The following is a 19,192-nucleotide window of genomic DNA, read 5'->3' on the forward strand; positions in this document are numbered from 1 at the left end:
GTGTCTGACCGGTGTTCGCTCCCATCCCGAGCCGCCCCGCGCACTACCCTGATCCAAGGGGGTTCGACCCAATAATAATCCGCGTCCAAACGCGCAACGACTGTCAGGGATAACTCAATGAGCACCACCTATAACGAGGCTGCGACCGCCGCCCCGACCAACTCGACTGCACGAGTCGCCACCGCGAGCATCGTCGGCACCGCCATCGAGTTCTACGACTTCTATATTTACGCCACCGCCGCAGCCCTGGTGATCGGCCCGGTGTTCTTCCCGCAGACCTCCGGCACTGCGCAGATGCTGGCGTCATTCCTGACCTTTGGCATCGCCTTTATCGCGCGTCCGCTGGGCTCGGCATTGTTTGGCCACTTTGGCGACCGTATCGGCCGAAAATCCACGCTGGTGGCCTCGTTGCTGCTAATGGGCGTGTGCACCACGCTGATCGGTTTGCTGCCCGGCTATGACAGCATCGGGGCCTGGGCGCCGATCCTGTTGTGCGTGCTGCGTTTCGGCCAGGGCCTTGGGTTGGGCGGGGAATGGGGCGGCGCCGCCTTGCTGGCCACCGAGAACGCGCCCAAAGGCAAACGCGCCTGGTTCGGCATGTTTCCGCAACTGGGCCCCTCCATCGGGTTCCTGGCCGCCAACGGCCTGTTCCTGATCCTGGCCATGAGCCTCAACGACGAGCAGTTCCGCAGTTGGGGCTGGCGTATTCCGTTCATCCTCAGCGCGGCGCTGGTGATGGTCGGCCTGTATGCACGCTTGAAACTGCACGAAACTCCGGTGTTCGCCAACGCCGTGGCCAAGGAAAAGCCGGTGAAAGTGCCGCTGGTGGAGTTATTCAGCCAGCATTGGCTGCCGGTGCTGCTGGGCGCCGCGTCGATGGTGGTGTGCTACGCGCTGTTTTACATCACCACTGCGTTTTCCCTGAGCTACGGCGTGTCGACCTTGGGCTACAGCCGCGAGACATTCCTTGGGCTGCTGTGCTTTGCCGTATTGTTCATGGGCCTTGCCACGCCTTTGGCCGCCTTGGCCAGTGATCGCTACGGACGCAGGCCGGTGCTGATCGTCGGCGCAATCCTGGCGATCCTGTCCGGCTTCACCATGGAGCCCCTGCTGACCCACGGTTCGACCTGGGCCGTGGCATTGTTCCTGGCGCTGGAGCTGTTCCTGATGGGCGTAACCTTCGCGCCGATGGGCGCCATGCTGCCGGAATTGTTCCCGACCCGCGTGCGTTATACCGGGGCTTCGGCGGCGTATAACCTGGGTGGGATCGTGGGCGCTTCGGCCGCACCGTTCTTCGCGACCAAGCTGGTGGCGATGGGTGGGCTGAGTTATGTCGGTGGGTATGTGTCGGCGGCAGCGTTGCTCAGCTTGATTGCTGTGCTGTGCCTGAAAGAGACGCGGGATAACGATTTGAACAAGGTCGTCTGATAAACAGCTATCGGGAGCAAGCCCCCTCCCACATTTTGACCGCATTTCTACTGGAACAATGCGATCAAAATGTGGAAGGGGGCTTGCTCCCGATGCTTTACAGCTCTACCACAACCGCCTGGGAAGCACGGGTCGCCTTGGCCCGAGCCGCTTCAATCGATTCATCCCGCGCCAACGCCACGCCCATGCGGCGCTGGCCATTCACTTCTGGCTTACCAAACAGACGCAACGCCGTGTCCGGCTCGCTCAGTGCAGCGCCGAGGTTGGCAAACGCGGTCTGGGTCGACTGCCCTTCCACCAGAATCACCGCCGACGCCGAAGGCCCGAACTGACGGATCAACGGGATTGGCAAGCCCAGGATGGCACGCGCATGCAGGGCAAACTGCGACAGGTCCTGGGAAATCAACGTCACCAAACCCGTGTCGTGCGGGCGTGGCGACACTTCGCTGAACCACACCTGATCACCCTTGATGAACAGTTCCACGCCAAACAGACCACGGCCACCCAAGGCTTCGGTCACGGCTTTGGCGACGCGCTCGGACTCTGCCAGCGCAACCGGGCTCATGGCCTGTGGCTGCCAGGATTCCTGATAGTCGCCTTTCTCCTGACGGTGGCCGACCGGCGCGCAGAAGGTGGTGCCGCCGATGTGGCGCACGGTCAGCAGGGTGATTTCGTAGTCGAAGTCGATAAAACCTTCGATGATCACTCGGCCCTTGCCTGCACGTCCGCCTTCCTGGGCGTAATCCCAGGCTTTGCGCACGTCGTCAGCGCTGCGCAGCAGGCTCTGGCCCTTGCCCGACGAACTCATCACCGGCTTGACCACGCAGGGGAAACCCAGGTCCTGGACGGCCTTGCTGTAGTCCTCGAAGGTGTCGGCGAAATGGTACGGCGAGGTCGGCAGGTCCAGTTCTTCGGCGGCCAGGCGACGGATGCCTTCACGGTTCATGGTCAGCGACGTGGCGCGCGCAGTCGGGATCACGGTGAAGCCTTCGGCTTCCAGCTCAACCAGCGTCGCGGTGGCGATGGCTTCGATTTCCGGCACGATGAAGTGCGGTTTTTCCGCTTCGATCACCGCACGCAGGGCGGCGCCGTCGAGCATGTTGATCACATGGCTGCGATGGGCAACCTGCATGGCCGGCGCATTGGCGTAGCGATCCACGGCAATCACTTCAACGCCCAGGCGTTGCAGTTCAATCACCACTTCCTTGCCCAGCTCACCGCAGCCACACAGCAAAACGCGGGTCGCGGTTGGCGACAATGGAGTTCCGATTCGGGTCATCTCAGGTCCTCAGGGGAGCGGATCATGGGGAGAAAGGCCGGCATTTTACATGAACTGTAAAAATTGGCCTCAGTTGGCGACGGCCCGCTTGCGGATGCGCCAGGCCATGATCAGCCACACCGCCGTGACCCCGGCGAACTTCGACGCCAAGGCGGTGCCCACCACGGCAGGGGTGAGCGCACCGATCAGGCCGAAGAAGATAAAGGTATCAAGGGGAATGCTGAGCGCCGAACTTATCCACAGGCGGTCGTGGAGCGGGCGCTTGGTGATGCTGAACACCAGCCAGTCAATGCATTCCGACACCGCGAATGCCGTGGCGCTGGCCAGGGCGATGGACGGGTCCGAAGTGATATACGACAACACCAGCGCCGCCAGCATGGCGATGATCGCCCCGTGGCCGAAGCGGGTTTGCACCATGTCGCGCAGAATAAACACCAGGCCGCCCCAGGCCGACCAGATGACGTCCAGGTGCGGGGCAGTGGAGAAGGCGAAGTTGATCAGCACGACGCTGCTGATGTAGGCGATCAGGAAGAGCATGGGGCGAGGGACCTGTGAACAAGGGGCACAGGGTACTTCACATTTTGAAATATGTCGTCTGGGAGGGCCTCATCGGGGGCTTGCCCCCGATGGCGATCCATCAGGCGCCGGATTTCCCAGAAACCATAAACACCAACCCACTCGCCACCGCCCGCTCATGGCACAACCCCAACACCACCCGGCGCTCGGCGTTGTCCATGCGGCTCCAACGCGTAATCTCATCCACGGTGCGCTGGCAGCCGGTGCAGATATCGTCATCGTCCAGCGCACAAATGCTCACGCACGGCGAGGCGACGGGGCGTTCAATCGGGTTCATTCTTCCTGCTCAACCAGGTCCCGCGCGTAACGCTGGGCGTTATGCACATAGTGCGCGGCGCTGGCTTCCAGCATCCGCTTCTGTGCGTCGGTCAACTCACGCACGACTTTGCCCGGCGAGCCCATCACCAGGGAGCCATCGGGGATTTCCTTGCCTTCGCCGATCAACGCGTTGGCGCCGATGATGCAGTGCTTGCCGATCTTGGCGCCGTTGAGGATCACCGCGTTGATACCGATCAGGCTGTAATCGTCGACCGTGCAGCCATGCAGCATGGCGTTATGGCCGATGGTCACGCCGGTGCCCAGGGTCAGCGGGTAGCCCATATCGGTGTGCATCACGCTGCCGTCCTGGACGTTGCTGTTCTTGCCGATCAGGATCAGCTCGTTGTCGCCACGCAGCACCGCGTTGAACCAGACGTTGGCGCCCTCCTCCAGCTTGACCTTGCCCACCAGCGTGGCATTCGGCGCCACCCAGCTGTGTGGATGGGTCTCGACGCGGGCATCGCCCAGGCGGTATTTCATGCTGTTCCCTCACGGCTGGCCGTTCAAACGACGGCTTAGGTATTGATGAAGCTCTTGGGCGGCTGGTGCAGGCTTATCTGGGCGTCGTCATAAAGCAGATTGATCAACTCGACGATCATGATTGCCGTCAGGCCCCAGATCTTGTATTCGCCGAAGCGATAACTGGGCACGTACCAACTGCGACCCTGGTAATCGATTCGGTGGGTATGTTCGCGTGGATCCTGTCGGAAAAAGTCCAGGGGAACGCTGAAGACGGCAGCGATTTCAGCATCGTTAGCCAGGTACTCGACGTAGTCGGGGATCACCCCCACATAGGGCGTGACCCGGATGCCGTGCAGGGAGATCAGCGGGCTCAGTGGGCCGATGACTTCCACCAGGCCGGGGGGCAGGCCGATTTCTTCTTCGGCTTCACGCAGGGCGGTGAAGATCAGGTCCGGGTCTTCGGGGTCGCGGCGCCCGCCGGGAAAGGCCACTTCGCCACCATGGGTCGACAGGCCGCTGGCGCGCAGGGTCAGGATCAGCTCAGGTTCGTCACTGCGGGTAATCGGCACCAGCACCGCGGCCTCGGGGAAACGCCCGTCGGTTTCCAGCGTGTGGGGGGTGTGATTGCTTACCCGGCGAAGTAGCTCGTCCAGCATGAGTCATCTCGGTCTGTTGGCTACCTTGCATCATGCACCAAAGCGTGCGGGTGCCCAACCCCAAAACCCGGCAGGTGTCGCTAAACGACAACTTGCAGGCCCCCGCCCGCCACGCCAAGATAGGCGCACTTTCCAGGAACCCCAGCATGAATTTCTGTAGCCAGTGCGGTAAACCGGTGACCCAACGCATTCCCGAAGGCGACGGGCGCCTGCGTTTTGTGTGTGATCACTGCTCCACCATCCACTATCAGAACCCCAATATCGTCGCCGGTACCGTGCCAGTGTGGGGCGATAAAGTGCTGCTGTGCCGTCGTGCCATCGAGCCGCGCCTGGGTTACTGGACCCTGCCCGCCGGTTTTATGGAAAACGGCGAGACCGTCGAACAGGCCGCCACGCGCGAAACCCTGGAGGAAGCCTGCGCCCGCGTGCGCAACCTGGCGATCTATACGCTGATCGACGTGCCGCATATCAGCCAGGTGCATATCTTCTACCGCGCCGAACTGGTCGACCTGGACTTCGCCGCCGGCCCCGAAAGCCTCGAAGTGCAGCTGTTCGACGAGGCGGACATCCCTTGGTCCGAGCTGGCTTTCCGCACGGTCGGGCGTACCCTAGAATACTTTTTCGCCGACCGCCGCCAGCAGTCCTTCCCGGTGCGCAGCGAAGCCGTGCCACCTCTTTCTTCAAAGCCCGCCCAATAACCATTCGGCAGCTCGTCGCCACAGGGATACCGTTTTAATGCGTTGGTTGCTTGCTCTGATCTGCCTGTCGTTCGCCACGCTTTCGCCGGCCTCTACCGTGGAAACCCTGGGCGGCAAGACGGTCGAAAAAGTCCTGGTGCTCAAGTCCGCCCACCAATTGCAGTTGATCAACGACGGCAAGCCCCTCAAGACCTATCGGATTTCCCTGGGCAAAAACCCCAAGGGCCACAAGCTGATCGAGGGCGACCGCCGCACCCCGGAAGGCCTGTACTGGATCGACTGGCGCAAGACCAGCGACCGCTACTACCTGTCCATGCACATCTCCTACCCGAATATCAGCGATGCCGCCCGCGCCCGCCGCGAAGGGGTGAAGCCCGGCAGCATGATCATGATCCACGGCACGCCCGACACCGAAGAGTACCCGGAGCAGTGGTTCCACACCCTGGACTGGACCGACGGCTGCATCGGCATGCGCAACGTCGACATGCGCGAAGTCTGGAACCTGGTCAAGGACGGCACGCTGATCGAGATCCGCCCGTAAATCTTCGACCGTTCGTAATTTAATTAAAAATATTTCCCTCCCCCTCCCACGCCTGCCGGTGAATACCAGTTCACCGCGCGGGCTGCGCACTTCTGCGCGCGATAAAGACCTCTCTAATACCACTTGATACCGGGCACCATTAAGGCGCCCTGAAACCGGTACTCGCACCGTTTTGGCAGCATTGACATGGTATTTAAGTGGTATTAGCTTCCGGCCAATACCGGGCGACAACACTCCAATAACCGCATCGGAAACCTCATAGATGAACCCCATCCTGACGCTGCGTCCCGACGACAAACAATCCACGCCGCTGTACCTGCAATTGGCCCGCAACCTGGAAGCGGCGATCCATGCCGGCCAGTGGAAATCCGAACAGGCCCTGCCCTCGGAGCGCGCCCTCAGCGAACAGCTGAGCATTTCGCGGGTGACCGCCCGTAAAGCGCTGGAAGTGTTGTTCGCCCAAGGCCTGATCCGCCGCAGCCAGGGTTCCGGCACCTTTATCACGCCACGCCTGGAGCAGCCGCTGTCACGCCTGTCGGGCTTCAGCGAAATGTTGCGCCTCAAAGGCTTCGTGCCCAGCTCCCAATGGCTGGAGCGCGACATCACGCCGCCGACCCACGAAGAGCTGATCCGCCTGTGCCTGTCGCCCACCGACAAAGTGGCGCGCCTCAAACGCCTGCGCAAAGCCGATGACACAGTGATGGCCATCGAGATGACCGCCATGCCCGCCTCGGTGCTGCCGCAGCCGCAAGCCATCGGCAATTCGTTGTACGAATACCTCGAAAGCATCGGCAAGCCCATCGTGCGCGCCCTGCAACACATCCAGGCGATCAATGCCTCGGACGAGTTCGCCAGACTGGTGGGCATCGCCCCCGGCACCGCCATGCTGTTGATGACTCGCGTGGGCTACACCGCCGACAACACGCCGATCGAAATCACCGACACCTACTGCCGCAACGACTACTACGACTTCGTCGCAGAACTGCGCCGCTACGACTTTGCCGCCGAGTTGCGGCCTTAGAGAACTGCCCATGTCCGAAGACAATATCCTCACGCCCCACGGCTGGATGCGCGGCCGCCTGGTGCACCAGCACGGCAAGGTCATCGCCATCGAGGGCGAACCTTGCGACCCGGCTGAAAACGACTTGCCCTACCTGCTGCCGGGTTTTATCGACCTGCACGTCCACGGCGGCGGCGGTAAAGACATCATGGAAGGCGCCGACGCTTTCGAGACCATCACCCGCACCCATGTGCGTTTTGGTACGACGTCGCTGTTGGCCACCACCATGACCGCGCCGGTGGATGAAATCTCCAGCGTGCTCGGCCAACTCGGGCGCTTCTGCGAGCAGCGTCCTACGGGCAGCGCCCGGGTACTCGGCGTGCACCTGGAAGGCCCCTACATCAACCCGGGAAAACTCGGCGCGCAGCCCAACTTCGCCCACACCGCCTTGATGGCGGAAGTGGAAACCTACCTGCGCCTGGCGCCGATCCGCGTGATCACCATCGCGCCGGAAATCGCCGGCCACGATGCGTTGATCCGCACCCTCAGCGAACGCGGCGTGCGCATGCAGATCGGCCACACCCTGGGCAGCTATGAAGAAGGCGTCGCCGCCCTCGCCGCCGGCGCCACCAGCTTTACCCATTTGTACAACGCCATGAGCCCGTTGCATCACCGTGAGCCGGGCATCGTCGGCGCCGCGCTGGCCCACGCCAAGTACGCAGAATTGATTCCGGACCTGCTGCATGTGCACCCCGGTGCCATGCGCGTAGCCCTGCGGGCGATCCCGTGCCTGTATTGCGTCACCGATTCCACCGCCGCCGCCGGCATGCCCGACGGCGAATACAAGCTGGGTAGCCACACCGTGACCAAATGCCTGGGCGGTGTACGCCTGGCCGACGGCACCCTGGCCGGCAGTACGCTGACCATGGACCAGGCGCTGCGCAACCTGGTGAAGATCGGCCTGCCGATCAGCGAAGCCTCACAACGCCTGTCGCAATTTCCGGCGGATTACCTGGGCCTGGAAGAACGCGGCCGCCTGCAACCGGGCAGCTTTGCCGACTGCGTACGCCTGGACCGCTCCCTGCACCTCACCGACGTCATGGTCGAAGGAGAAACCATTGTCTTCAAAAATGCTTGAAGAGGCCTTGGCCTCCTGTGACGCCGTCGCGGCACAACTGCAACGCCTGGACCCACTGCTGGAGGAAGTCGCCGGTCGCCTGCGCCGCCAGCCGCCGCAGGTGGCGATGACCATTGCGCGGGGCAGCTCGGACCACGCCGCCAGCTACTTCGCCTACCTGGCCATGCAGCATGTCGGCATCCCGGTGGCGTCGTTGCCGATGTCGGTGGTGACCTTGTTGCAAGCACCCATGAAAGTCAGCGGCCAGGTAGCGTTCGGTTTCTCCCAGTCGGGGCAAAGCCCGGACCTGGTCAACAGCTTGCGCCTGCTGCGCAAGCGTGGCGCCTTGAGCATCTCGCTGGTCAACGCCGAAGACTCGCCGCTGGAAGCCGCCTGCGAATTCCATGTACCCCTGTGCGCCGGGCCGGAACTCAGCGTGGCCGCGACCAAGAGCTTTATCGCCACCCTCAGCGCCAGCGCGCAGTTGATCGGCCACTGGAACCAGGAGCCCGACTTGCTGCAAGCCTGCCAGGCCCTGCCCGAAGGCCTGCGTGAAGCCGCCGGGCAGGACTGGACGCCCGCCATCGAGGCGCTGCGCGGCTGCCAGCAACTGATGGTGATCGGCCGTGGCGCCGGGTTTGCCATCGCCCAGGAAGCGGCGCTCAAGCTCAAGGAAACCTCGGCGATCCAGGCCGAAGCCTTCAGCAGCGCCGAGGTACGCCACGGGCCGATGGCCTTGATCGGCGCGGACTACCCGCTGCTGGTCTTCGCACCACGGGGTGCCGAGCAAGCCGGCCTGTTGAGCCTGGCCGCCGATATGCGCCAACGCGGTGCCCGCGTGCTGCTCGCAGCACCGGACGATATCGCCGAACGCGACTTGACCCTGAGCCGCGCCGAACACCCGAGCCTGGACCCGATCCTGGCGATCCAGAGTTTCTATGTCATGGCGGCCGGCCTGTCCGTCGCCCGAGGCATGGACCCGGACCAGCCGCGCCACCTGAGCAAAGTTACCCGCACTCACTGAGTCGCGCTTTCCTGATGAGTACCGTGCCCATGCCCAACAACAATAATGAACTGACCCTCAACGCCCCCCTCAGCGGGCCGTTACTGGCCCTGGGCAACGTGCCTGACGACGTGTTCGCCAGCGGCGCCCTGGGCGACGGCATGGCGATCGACCCGCTCAACGATTGCCTGCATGCGCCGTGCGATGGCGTGGTCATCCACGTCGCCCGCACCGGCCACGCCTTGACGATACGCGCCGACAACGGCGCCGAAGTGTTGCTGCACATCGGCATCGACACGGTCGAATTGAACGGCGAAGGGTTTGCCCTGCTGGTCAAGGAAGGCGCCCGGGTCAGCAATGGCCAGGCGCTGGTGCGCTTTGACCTGGACCGTATCGCCCGCCAGTGCAAAAGCCTGGTCAGCCTGATCATCCTCACCAATGGCGAACATTTTGAACTGCGCCCGCTGGCCGCGAAAACCGTCAAGCAGGGCGACCCCTTGGTGCAGGTTGTGCCGCGTGCGAACGCAGCGCAGCAAACGGCTGTGGATTACGCCGTCGCCGAAGCCAGCGCCAGCGTGCACGTGATGCACCGTGGCGGCCTGCACGCACGACCGGCGGCGTTGATTCGCAAGACCGCCCAGGGTTTCAGCAGCCAGGCGCAGGTGCACTTCGGCGCAAGGTCGGCCGCCTGCGACAGCCTGATCGGTCTGATGGGGCTGGGCATTGGCGAAGGCGACGAGGTGCGCGTGACCTGTCGCGGCAAGGACGCCGAAGCCGCGCTGCAGGCGCTGGTCGCGGCCTTGTCCGCCGCCGTCAAGGCTGAACCCCACGCACCGGTCGTCGCCATGCCGCGCCGGGCAACCACGGAAGTTGATGTGTTGCAGGGCGTGTGCGCGGCACCGGGACTGGTCTGCGGGCCGTTGTTTCGGCTGGCGGGTATCGAGTTGCCGTCGGACCCCGGCCATCACGTCACTGACGAACAACTGCAACGCCTGGACGCAGCCCTGGAGCAGGTGCGCGGTGAAATCCGCAGCACCCTGGACCAGGCTCGCCAACGCAAGGCCGTCGAAGAAGAAGAGATCTTCGCCGCCCACCTGGCCCTGCTCGAAGACCCCGCCCTGCTGGACGCCGCCACCGAAGCTATCGAACACGGCAGCGCCGCCACCCATGCCTGGCGTGATGCGATCCAGGCGCAGTGCGCGGTATTGCTGGCCCTGGGCAAGCCGCTGTTCGCCGAACGCGCCAACGACCTGCGCGACCTGCAACAACGGGTCCTGCGCGCACTGTTGGGTGAAGCCTGGCATTTCGAATTGCCTGCGGGAGCGATTGTCAGCGCCCATGAACTGACCCCTTCGGATTTGCTGCAACTGAGCGCGCAACAGGCTGCCGGGATCTGCATGGCCGAAGGTGGCGCCACGTCCCATGTCGCCATCCTGGCGCGGGGCAAAGGCTTGCCATGTGTCGTCGCGTTGGGCACTGAGGTGCTCGATGTGCCGCACGGCCAGCGCGTGGTGCTCGACGCCGGCAACGGCCGCCTGGAACTGGCCCCCAGCGAGGCGCGTCATGCCGAAGTCCACCGGATCCGCGACGCGCAGATACTGCGTCGCCGGCAGCAACAGGCCCAGGCCCAACAACCGGCGCAAACCCGCGATGGCGTGAACATCGAAGTGGCCGCCAATGTCGCCTCCAGCGCCGAGGCCCAGGTGGCCTTTGAAAATGGCGCTGACGGTGTCGGCCTGCTGCGCACCGAATTCCTCTTCGTCGACCGCCGCACGGCGCCGGATGAACAGGAGCAGCGCCAAGCCTATCAAGCTGTGATGGATGCTATGGGCGACAAGTCGGTGATCATCCGCACCATCGATGTGGGCGGCGACAAACAACTCGACTACCTGCCGCTGCCCGTCGAGGCCAACCCGGTCTTGGGCCTGCGCGGTATTCGCCTGGCGCAGGTACGCCCGCAGCTGCTGGATCAGCAACTGCGTGCGCTGCTGCAAGTGTGCCCCTTGGAGCGCTGCCGCATCCTGCTGCCGATGGTCAGCGAAGTCGACGAACTGCTGCACATTCGCCAACGCCTGGATCAATTGTGCGCCGAGCTGGAACTGACCCAGCGCCCGGAGCTGGGGGTGATGATCGAAGTGCCCGCCGCCGCGCTGATGGCCGAGCAGTTGGCCGAGCACGCGGACTTCTTATCCATCGGCACCAATGACCTGTCCCAGTACACCCTGGCGATGGACCGCGACCACGCCGGCCTGGCTGCGCGGGTCGATGCGCTGCATCCGGCATTGCTGCGGCTGATCGCCCAGACCTGCGCCGGCGCGGCCAGGCATGGCCGCTGGGTCGGTGTCTGCGGGGCCTTGGCCAGCGACCCGCTGGCCACGCCGGTGCTGGTCGGCCTGGGGGTCAGCGAGCTGTCGGTCAGCCCGCCGCAGATCGGCGAAATCAAGGACCGCGTCCGCCACCTGGACGCGGCGCAATGCCGGCAACTGAGCCTCGGCCTGCTCGACCTGAGCAGCGCCAGGGCGGTTCGCCAAGCCTGTCAACACCACTGGCCGCTGAGCTGACAACAACAAGAAAAAAGGAGACACGCCATGTACCAACACTTTATTGAAGGCCTGCAACGCCTGGGCCGTGCGCTGATGCTGCCGATCGCGATCTTGCCGATCGCCGGTCTCTTGCTGCGCCTGGGCGACACCGACTTGCTCAACATCGCGGTGATGCACGATGCCGGGCAGGCGATCTTCGCCAACCTGGCGCTGATCTTCGCCATCGGTATTGCCGTGGGTTTTGCCCGTGACAATAACGGCACCGCTGGCCTGGCCGGGGCAATTGGTTACCTGGTGATGATCTCCACGCTCAAGGTGATGGACACTACCATCAACATGGGCATGCTCGCCGGTATCGCCAGCGGCTTGATGGCCGGTGCGCTGTATAACCGCTTCAAGGACATCAAGCTGCCGGAGTACCTGGCGTTTTTCGGCGGGCGGCGGTTTGTGCCGATTGTCACCGGGTTTTCAGCGGTGGCGCTGGGGGTGATTTTTGGCTTGATCTGGCCGCCGATCCAGCACGGGATCAACAGCTTCGGCGTATTGCTGATGGAAAGCGGCAGCCTCGGCGCGTTCGTGTTTGGCGTGTTCAACCGCCTGCTGATCGTCACCGGCCTGCACCATATCCTCAACAACATGGCGTGGTTTGTGTTCGGCAGTTTCACCGACCCGCTGACCGGTGCGGTGGTCACTGGCGACCTGACCCGCTACTTCGCCGGCGACCCCAAGGGCGGCCAGTTCATGACGGGGATGTTCCCGGTGATGCTGTTCGGCCTGCCCGCTGCCTGCCTGGCGATGTACCGCAACGCCCTGCCGGAGCGGCGCAAAGTCATGGGCGGGATCTTCCTGTCGATGGCGCTGACCTCCTTCCTGACCGGCGTGACCGAACCCATCGAATTCGCGTTCATGTTCCTCGCGCCGTTCCTTTACCTGCTGCACGCGCTGCTCACAGGCCTGTCGATGGCCGTCACCAATTTGCTGAACATCCACCTGGGCTTTACCTTCTCCGGTGGGTTTATCGACATGGTGCTGGGCTGGGGCAAGTCCACCAATGGCTGGCTGATGGTGCCGGTGGGCCTGGCCTATGCCGTGATCTACTACAGCGTGTTCAGCTACTGCATCCGTCGCTTCAACCTCAAGACACCGGGCCGGGAAGATATCCAGGCCGCCCCGACCGAAGTCATGACCGACCACCAACGGGCCAGCGCCTACATCCGTGCGCTGGGCGGCGCTGACAACCTGCTGAGTGTCGGCGCGTGCACCACACGCCTGCGCCTGGACATGGTCGATCGCAACAAGGCCGTGGATGCAGAGCTCAAAGCCCTGGGCGCGATGGCCGTGGTGCGCCCCGGTAACGGCGGCAGCTTGCAGGTGGTGGTGGGCCCGCTGGCGGACAGCATTGCCGACGAGATTCGCTTGGCCATGCCCACGTCCGGCCAGCCATCGTCGCCCTCGGCCCCCGCTCAACCCGAGGCCGGCGCTGTCACCCCGCCACACGCCGAACAATGGCTGAATGCACTGGGCGGTGCGCGTAATGTGTTGCAGTTGGAGTGCGTGGCCATGAGCCGCATTCGCTTGAAGCTGGCTGATGACCAAGCGCTGTCCGAGCAGCAGCTCACAGCCCTGGGTTGCCAGGGAATCCGCCAGCTCGACGACGGCATCTGGCACTTGCTGGTGGGTGAATCGGCCCAGGGCTTGAGCAGCGCGCTCAAGGCCCTGGCCAACCGTGATCCGGTGCACACCAGCGCCTGACATCGCTACTTATCTACCGCCTTGCCAACGGTGCAGCGCTCCATGCTGAGGTTCCTATCATCAGCATGGAGAGCGCGCCTGTGAACACACCATCCCAGGTCTTTGAAGGCATCGAAAGCAACCTCAATCAGATCGGTCATCACCTGCTCAATGTCGAAGCACCGCTGTTGCCAGAACACAAACCCTCAGCCGAACAGGCCTATCTGGAAAAAACCAACGCAATCCTGGCGAGCTACCGGCAACAGTTCCTGCACAAGAGCCGAACGCTTTACCAATCGCTGAAACAGGCTGACCTGCCCCAACAACTGGTCACGCTCAAGGCCACACTCAACACCCATCTGGAACACCTCGACCGCTACGAGCAGATCGACGGAAAACCGCGTAAATCCTTCATGACCTTTGAAGCGGGTTTCACTGCACTTGCCAACGAAACCGCCCTGAGCGCCCAGGACCGTCTGCTGCACCCGCAACAACAGGCCATGCTGGAGCGTGTGCCGCTGGGCAGCACACTGCGGCCTGGTTTCTATGCGTTGACCCTGGACTATCAAGCACAAACCATCGAACTGGCCGGGGCCTTTGTCCTGACCGAACGCACCAGCCCGGTCGTCACCGACCTTTCCTCCATGCCGGCCGTGGGCGAAGTGATGCTGTTCACCCCCACGCGCGGGATTGAAACCTTTGGCTCCCTGCCTCAACTGAACGCGCATTTGCTGCGCGGCATGGACGACGCCGCGCAACGCCGCGACTTCATGCACCTGCTGCCGGTGCGCTACCACCACATCAGCCCCGGCGCGATCTGGCCGCTGGCACTGACGCCCATCAATGACCGGCCGCTGTTCGAACACACCTACAACGCCCTGATCGATAAGCGCAACGCAGACATTGACCATGCCCTGAGCCTGGTGAACAACCCCGAGCAGGCCGTGGACACGCTGATCAGCGCACTGGACCACGCCATCGTCGCGTCCCTGCCCGACCTGGCCGCACGCCTGGCATGGCGTGCCCAGCGCGTGCTGGAGCGCTACCTGCGCCAGAGCGCCCCGGACTGGTACCGGAGCGCCAGCGAAACCCGCCGGGCCGAATTGGCCAGGCACCTGGCAGACTACAACACCGCCCGCCAACACCTGCTTGAACTGCTGGGCCCGGTCACCACGCCTGCAACACTGGCCCGCTATCAACTGCTGGAGCGGCTGAGCGAAGACCTGGATATCCACGACCTGGAACCGGAACGCCTGGTGATCAATACCCGTCGCTACGTCTCCCCCATCGGCGAGTACGAACACGACCGCAACCTGATCGACCTGACCCTGCGCGGACTGCACGAAGGTGACGAGCAGACGGGCTCGGACTTCCTGAAAAAAACCACGCTCACCTATCAAGAGGCGCCACTGCCAGAGGCATACAAGGACCTCACCGTGACCTGGCTGGTACAGACGCTTAGCACCCTGCAACCGCGCCTCGACTTCGCCGCTGCGCAACAACAGATGCATGCAAAACCCGAAACCAGCCTCGCGATCGAACAGATGCTCGACCAAAGGATCAACGCGCTGGCCTATACCGCCGTGCTCGAGGGCCATCTCAGTGAAGACGACTTCCAATTGGTGCAGACCCTGCGCCAAGGCACCGACGCCCGCCTGAGCGCCGCAACTCTGTCTCTGCATGAGGCCCAGTTGCAGGATATGTGGGTGCTGCGCCAGAGCGACGGCAACGGCAAGGTCATACGCCTGCTGCTGTGTACCCCTGAGGCACCTGGGCGGCAGCAATTCCAGGCATTCGACGATGAGGTTGCCTGCCAGCAGCACATCCTTGGCTGGAGCCTGGACAACGGTTCGAAACAACCGCCCGGCACCCTCACCGATTACCTGATCACGCGGGTCGCCTTGCGCTTTCGTGCAGCGATGAAGCAGGTCTTGACTGGCCTGAGTTTCAAGCCTCATGCCGAGGAATACAAAGAGGTCCGCTTTGGCAACATCGGCAACCATGCTCATTGCCTCAAGGCCATGTCGGCCCATGTGCTGGCGACACGGGTCGACGACTATGCCTTCAGCACACCGGACTGGTACCGCTCCACCAGTAACGCCAACCGCCAGAAGCTTTTGAAACTGGCTGACGACGCCGAGGGTGCACTGCATGCCTACAACGTCTTTGCGCTGTCCGATGCGCACTTCCCCAGCTTCCCCGACTTTCTGCATGAGCAGGCAAAAAAGCGCCTGAACGAGCTGCTGGGACGTCACCAGAACGATGTCGACCCCGATACCGTCTGGGCCTTCTCGCCGCCGGCACTGCTCGGCGCCTGGACGCCGAAACCGCTGACCTACACCCAGCTGTACCGTGACGGCTACGCGGACGGCGTGGGTTTTCTCGACGAAAAGTTTTCGCGGGCGGCCCGCTTCAAAGGTCCCAACGGCATTGACCTGAGCCCGCTGACCGCAGAAAAGGTCGCCCGCTCGGTCACCGGTGTGTGGATCGGCCAGCGCTACATCAACGAGGTCAGGGCCCGCCTATTGAATGTCGGCAGCGCGGATTACGAGTTGCGGCGCAATGCAACCCTGAGCATCACCCAACGCCAGATGCAGAACGCTGCCTTGGAGTGCCGCCTGCAAGGGCATATCGCCGGGGTCGATTGGGAGTGGCTTGAACGCAGTATCGCCAGCATGGGCAGTACCGCCACCGACCAGCGCGGCACCTATGCCATCCATCGACTGCTGGTCGACGGGGAGTGGGTCATCGACACCTTCCTGTTCAGCCACAGCGGCTTCCCGACGTTGCTCTACACCCCCAACGCACCGGATGGCATCAGCTTTCGCGAGGCCCGGCAGTTCAATTACCTGCTGAAAAAAATTCCCGGCATGGTCGGCTATTTGACCCTGCGGGTAGGGGCCCAGTCGCAGACGCGGGTACGGACTTTCCTGGAAAACGCCAAGGCGCAGTTACCCGAGGACCTGAACAAGACCTCCGTCAGCCTTGCGCGCTACGACGCCACTCGCGTGCCCCTGCCGGACCTGCGCCAAGCGCTTTACAACATGAAGCTGCAGCGCAAGATCGACGATGTTGAAGGCACCACGGTCAATCGACTCAAGATGATCACCGGTATTCTGTGGACCTGCGTGGAGTGGGTCACTGCGATTGCCACCGCGCCCTTCCCCGTCCTCAGCCTGAGCCTGGGCATGCTGCTGGCGTTCAAGGACGGCATGCTGGCCTTGCACGCTTACCAGCAGGGCGATACCGGCGCCGCCCTGGAGCACTTGATCGGCTACATGCTCAACAGTGCCGGCGCCGCATTCACCGATCTGCGCCCGGCCCTAGTGTCCCTCAGGCAGCTTGCCCGACCCGCCGTGAGCCCGATCGCCAGGCGCACTGCCGTCCCCAGCGAAGCCTTGAAACTTGTCCAGCCTCTGCAACCCAAGCCCTTGGCCCTGGAAGACATGCAAGCGGTACTCTTCGATGGCCAAGCGCTGTGGGCGAAGAAAACCCCGGACCCCATCGGCCGCTACCTGCTCTACCGACTGGACCCGGCCAGTGGCAAACTGGTCTCCACCACACGCGTGGCAGCCCCGGATGCGCAAGGCGTCTGGAGCCGCACCGGGATCACCGGCGGCGCACCTAAATATGAAAAACTGCCCGACACACCGGAGCCGCTCAAGCCCTATGAAATACCGGTGAAGTACGCGAGCAAACTGGAACTGGCGATCAATCCGGATGTGCGGGCCAGCATCGTGCAGCGGACTGAATGGGAGTTCGGCTCGCGGGAGGGGGCGCTGGGGCACGTCGCCAGCGAGTTGCACTCCCTGCGCACCACTTATTTGCAACAGGCCGAACGCTTGACGAGTGACGCCGAAGCGTTCTTCAAACACCTTGATCCGTTGCCGGCCCGCGCCGACGTCCCGGCCATCGACGCCGACGCCTCATTTACGCAACTACTGGCCAGCGATGCCTTGGCCGCAAACCGGCACTTGGTCATCGGCGCGGCACCAGGCTCCATCGCCAGTAAAGAACTCCTGATAACGCAAATGGACAGCTTGCTGAGCAAAGGCTTCAAGTACCTGTACATCGAGCACCTGCCTGCCGATTTATTCCGCATAAAACTGCAGAAGCTCAACACCGGTAAATCCTGGCAGCACATCGAACGCCACCTGAAGACGATTGACCAGGCGTTTGGCTTCGCAGAAGACGCCGAGTATTCGTTTGTCGCCCTGGTGCGCCAGGCGCAAAAAAAGGGCTTGAAACTCAGAGCCCTCGACGCCTCGACCTCGTATCAACTGGAGGATGCCCTGCAAATGGGCGACACACCGGCGACGACGCCGCGGGATAACGCGGCCAGGAACTTCTATTCCCACAAGACCATCGAGACCGACGCCATCGACGAGCCCGACGCTCGCTGGATCGCGTTAGTGGATTCCTCGCGCCTGCGTACCTTCGATAAAACGCCGGGCCTGGCCGACTTGCACGACGCGGTGGCCTTGCGGGTGGACGATGTCGGCCCAGGCCAGCCGGTGGGCATCTGGATCGACGAGCCGGGCGCCATCGTCGGCGATCCACTGGCCCACGCTGACTACCGGCTGACCCTTCACACAGCCTATGCGGCGCCCGAGCCGGTAACGCCATCCGGTGCTGCGTCAGTCGCTGTCGCCAACCACTTCAGCGACTACGACATCGCGCCGCCGTTGCGCGCCAGCATCGCTCAACAGGCTACTACGCGATATGGGCTCAATACACGTTACTACTCGACGGCCCCCGATCATCGCGAAGCACTCCAGGCGTTCCAGAACACCAGGGAACGCCTGAGCACCGAGGCACAAACCTATATGGCCAGCCACGTGCCGCCCACCAGGCCCGACCCTTCGGTTCTGGGCTCGCCGAAAACCCCAGAGGCGCTGCTGGAAAGCATCCGTCACAGCGAGTTCACCGGACTGGTGATCGGTGAAGGGCACCGGGCGGAGTCCAGCAAACGGTTGTTGCGCGAGCACATGGGGCACCTCAAGGCGCAGGGGTTCAATACCCTGTACGTAGAACACCTGATGACCGATTTGCATCAGGCAGAGCTGGATGCCTTCCTGCGCACCCAACACCTGCCGGACACCCTCAAGCGCTACCTGAACTATCTGGACCAGGGGCAAATGCGCGGCTACAAAGGCCGCGATACGTACACGGAAGTCGTCCAGGCAGCCGGCAAGCACGGCTTGCGCGTCCGCGCCCTGGACTGCGCCGCCAGTTATCACCTCAAAGGGCTGGGTGGGGACATGTCTGTAACGCGCAATCAAATATTCAGCTACTTCGCCTCCAATGTGATCAAGGCCGACCAGGCGGCGCATGGGCCACACAAGTGGGTCGCGTTCATCGGCAGCACTCACACCAACAACAACCTGGGGGTGCCCGGACTGGCGGAACTGCAAGGTGCCGTCAGCCTGCATGTCAGGGACACGCCCCCCGCGTTGGCGCGAAACATTCGCCCCGGCACCTGGGAGACATTTTCCGAAGGCATAGACCTCGATGCCAGGGCCTTGCGTAGCGACTTAGTTCTGGAGGCCGGTGTGGAAGGCTTAACGGCACCAGCGCCGTTCGTTCCGGTCGACCGGTCTCGGCTGAAAAGACCCGGCCATTTCCTGATCGAACGCCCAACACCGGCGCAGAACAATGTGCTGCACCGTTCGCGCACCGGGGAAATTGTGTCGACGCCCATCAAGGTCAATGCTGACGGCCTGTATTACGTCGACCGCTGGGAACCGATGCAGGGCAAGCGCTTCAGCTACGAAAGCACCTTGATCAGTGCACTGCGGGTGGAAGTCGGGCTGACCCCCGCGCCCTGAGTCGTTGAAGGC

At 63.1% G+C, this 19,192-nt stretch carries 14 protein-coding genes; 9 read left to right on the forward strand and 5 right to left on the reverse strand.

Annotated elements, in window-relative coordinates; genetic code table 11:
* Window positions 1-117 precede the first annotated feature (117 nt).
* Entirely contained in the window at window positions 118-1,428 is a 1,311-nt protein-coding gene (locus tag F6S08_RS25795; RefSeq protein WP_065924834.1) for an MFS transporter, read from the forward strand.
* 97 nt (window positions 1,429-1,525) lie between these two features.
* On the opposite strand, the gene purT is transcribed toward F6S08_RS25795, so the two are convergent.
* From purT to F6S08_RS25820, 5 genes are all read right to left on the reverse strand, one after another.
* Window positions 1,526-2,707, reverse strand: coding sequence for a formate-dependent phosphoribosylglycinamide formyltransferase (purT, locus tag F6S08_RS25800; protein ID WP_065924835.1), 1,182 nt, complete (start codon window positions 2,705-2,707; stop codon window positions 1,526-1,528).
* Between the two features lie 69 nt (window positions 2,708-2,776).
* On the reverse strand, window positions 2,777-3,244 hold the full coding sequence (locus F6S08_RS25805) for a VUT family protein (RefSeq protein WP_065924836.1): 468 nt from the start codon (window positions 3,242-3,244) through the stop codon (window positions 2,777-2,779).
* A 100-nt stretch (window positions 3,245-3,344) separates the two neighbouring features.
* Window positions 3,345-3,560 (reverse strand): DUF1289 domain-containing protein, encoded by a 216-nt coding sequence (locus F6S08_RS25810; protein ID WP_065924837.1) that lies wholly within the window; start codon window positions 3,558-3,560, stop codon window positions 3,345-3,347.
* Window positions 3,557-4,081: a gamma carbonic anhydrase family protein gene (locus tag F6S08_RS25815; protein WP_065924838.1), complete on the reverse strand. Its 525-nt coding sequence runs from the start codon at window positions 4,079-4,081 to the stop codon at window positions 3,557-3,559. Before F6S08_RS25815 ends, F6S08_RS25810 begins: the two co-directional genes overlap by 4 nt.
* 35 nt (window positions 4,082-4,116) lie before the next feature.
* The gene (locus F6S08_RS25820; protein WP_015885706.1) at window positions 4,117-4,719 is read right to left on the reverse strand and encodes a CoA pyrophosphatase; all 603 of its coding nucleotides are present in this window, start codon (window positions 4,717-4,719) and stop codon (window positions 4,117-4,119) included.
* Window positions 4,720-4,865: 146 nt separating this feature from the next.
* Here F6S08_RS25820 and F6S08_RS25825 point away from each other — a divergent pair, with 146 nt between their 5' ends.
* The 8 genes from F6S08_RS25825 (at window position 4,866) to F6S08_RS25860 (ending at window position 19,180) form a co-directional block, all read left to right on the forward strand.
* Window positions 4,866-5,417 carry an NUDIX hydrolase gene (locus F6S08_RS25825; protein WP_065924840.1) on the forward strand — a complete coding sequence of 184 codons (552 nt, stop codon included), beginning with the start codon at window positions 4,866-4,868 and terminating at the stop codon, window positions 5,415-5,417.
* A gap of 37 nt (window positions 5,418-5,454) precedes the next feature.
* A complete protein-coding gene (locus F6S08_RS25830) occupies window positions 5,455-5,958 on the forward strand; it encodes a murein L,D-transpeptidase family protein (protein ID WP_027605448.1) in 504 nt (167 codons plus the stop codon).
* A gap of 262 nt (window positions 5,959-6,220) precedes the next feature.
* Window positions 6,221-6,979 (forward strand): GntR family transcriptional regulator, encoded by a 759-nt coding sequence (locus F6S08_RS25835; protein WP_065947911.1) that lies wholly within the window; start codon window positions 6,221-6,223, stop codon window positions 6,977-6,979.
* Between the two features lie 10 nt (window positions 6,980-6,989).
* Window positions 6,990-8,096 carry an N-acetylglucosamine-6-phosphate deacetylase gene (gene nagA / locus F6S08_RS25840; protein WP_315872513.1) on the forward strand — a complete coding sequence of 369 codons (1,107 nt, stop codon included), beginning with the start codon at window positions 6,990-6,992 and terminating at the stop codon, window positions 8,094-8,096.
* On the forward strand, window positions 8,077-9,099 hold the full coding sequence (locus F6S08_RS25845) for an SIS domain-containing protein (RefSeq protein ID WP_315872514.1): 1,023 nt from the start codon (window positions 8,077-8,079) through the stop codon (window positions 9,097-9,099). Before nagA ends, F6S08_RS25845 begins: the two co-directional genes overlap by 20 nt.
* Before the next feature lie 29 nt (window positions 9,100-9,128).
* The gene (ptsP, locus tag F6S08_RS25850) at window positions 9,129-11,639 is read left to right on the forward strand and encodes a phosphoenolpyruvate--protein phosphotransferase (protein WP_315872515.1); all 2,511 of its coding nucleotides are present in this window, start codon (window positions 9,129-9,131) and stop codon (window positions 11,637-11,639) included.
* A gap of 27 nt (window positions 11,640-11,666) precedes the next feature.
* On the forward strand, window positions 11,667-13,373 hold the full coding sequence (nagE, locus tag F6S08_RS25855) for an N-acetylglucosamine-specific PTS transporter subunit IIBC (protein ID WP_065924845.1): 1,707 nt from the start codon (window positions 11,667-11,669) through the stop codon (window positions 13,371-13,373).
* An 80-nt stretch (window positions 13,374-13,453) separates the two neighbouring features.
* Window positions 13,454-19,180: a membrane-targeted effector domain-containing toxin gene (locus F6S08_RS25860; RefSeq protein ID WP_315872516.1), complete on the forward strand. Its 5,727-nt coding sequence runs from the start codon at window positions 13,454-13,456 to the stop codon at window positions 19,178-19,180.
* Window positions 19,181-19,192: the final 12 nt, after the last annotated feature.

It is taken from the genome of Pseudomonas sp. JV449, assembly GCF_032424295.1.
Classification (GTDB): domain Bacteria; phylum Pseudomonadota; class Gammaproteobacteria; order Pseudomonadales; family Pseudomonadaceae; genus Aquipseudomonas; species Aquipseudomonas marginalis.

Coding starts and splice junctions, on each gene's coding strand:
- F6S08_RS25825 (WP_065924840.1), top strand. CDS start 4,866: ATGAATTTCTGTAGCCAGTGCGGTAAACCGGTGACCCAACGCATTCCC.
- F6S08_RS25795 (WP_065924834.1), top strand. CDS start 118: ATGAGCACCACCTATAACGAGGCTGCGACCGCCGCCCCGACCAACTCG.
- purT (WP_065924835.1), bottom strand. CDS start 2,707: ATGACCCGAATCGGAACTCCATTGTCGCCAACCGCGACCCGCGTTTTG.
- nagE (WP_065924845.1), top strand. CDS start 11,667: ATGTACCAACACTTTATTGAAGGCCTGCAACGCCTGGGCCGTGCGCTG.
- ptsP (WP_315872515.1), top strand. CDS start 9,129: ATGCCCAACAACAATAATGAACTGACCCTCAACGCCCCCCTCAGCGGG.
- F6S08_RS25820 (WP_015885706.1), bottom strand. CDS start 4,719: ATGCTGGACGAGCTACTTCGCCGGGTAAGCAATCACACCCCCCACACG.
- F6S08_RS25810 (WP_065924837.1), bottom strand. CDS start 3,560: ATGAACCCGATTGAACGCCCCGTCGCCTCGCCGTGCGTGAGCATTTGT.
- F6S08_RS25830 (WP_027605448.1), top strand. CDS start 5,455: ATGCGTTGGTTGCTTGCTCTGATCTGCCTGTCGTTCGCCACGCTTTCG.
- F6S08_RS25835 (WP_065947911.1), top strand. CDS start 6,221: ATGAACCCCATCCTGACGCTGCGTCCCGACGACAAACAATCCACGCCG.
- F6S08_RS25805 (WP_065924836.1), bottom strand. CDS start 3,244: ATGCTCTTCCTGATCGCCTACATCAGCAGCGTCGTGCTGATCAACTTC.
- nagA (WP_315872513.1), top strand. CDS start 6,990: ATGTCCGAAGACAATATCCTCACGCCCCACGGCTGGATGCGCGGCCGC.
- F6S08_RS25815 (WP_065924838.1), bottom strand. CDS start 4,081: ATGAAATACCGCCTGGGCGATGCCCGCGTCGAGACCCATCCACACAGC.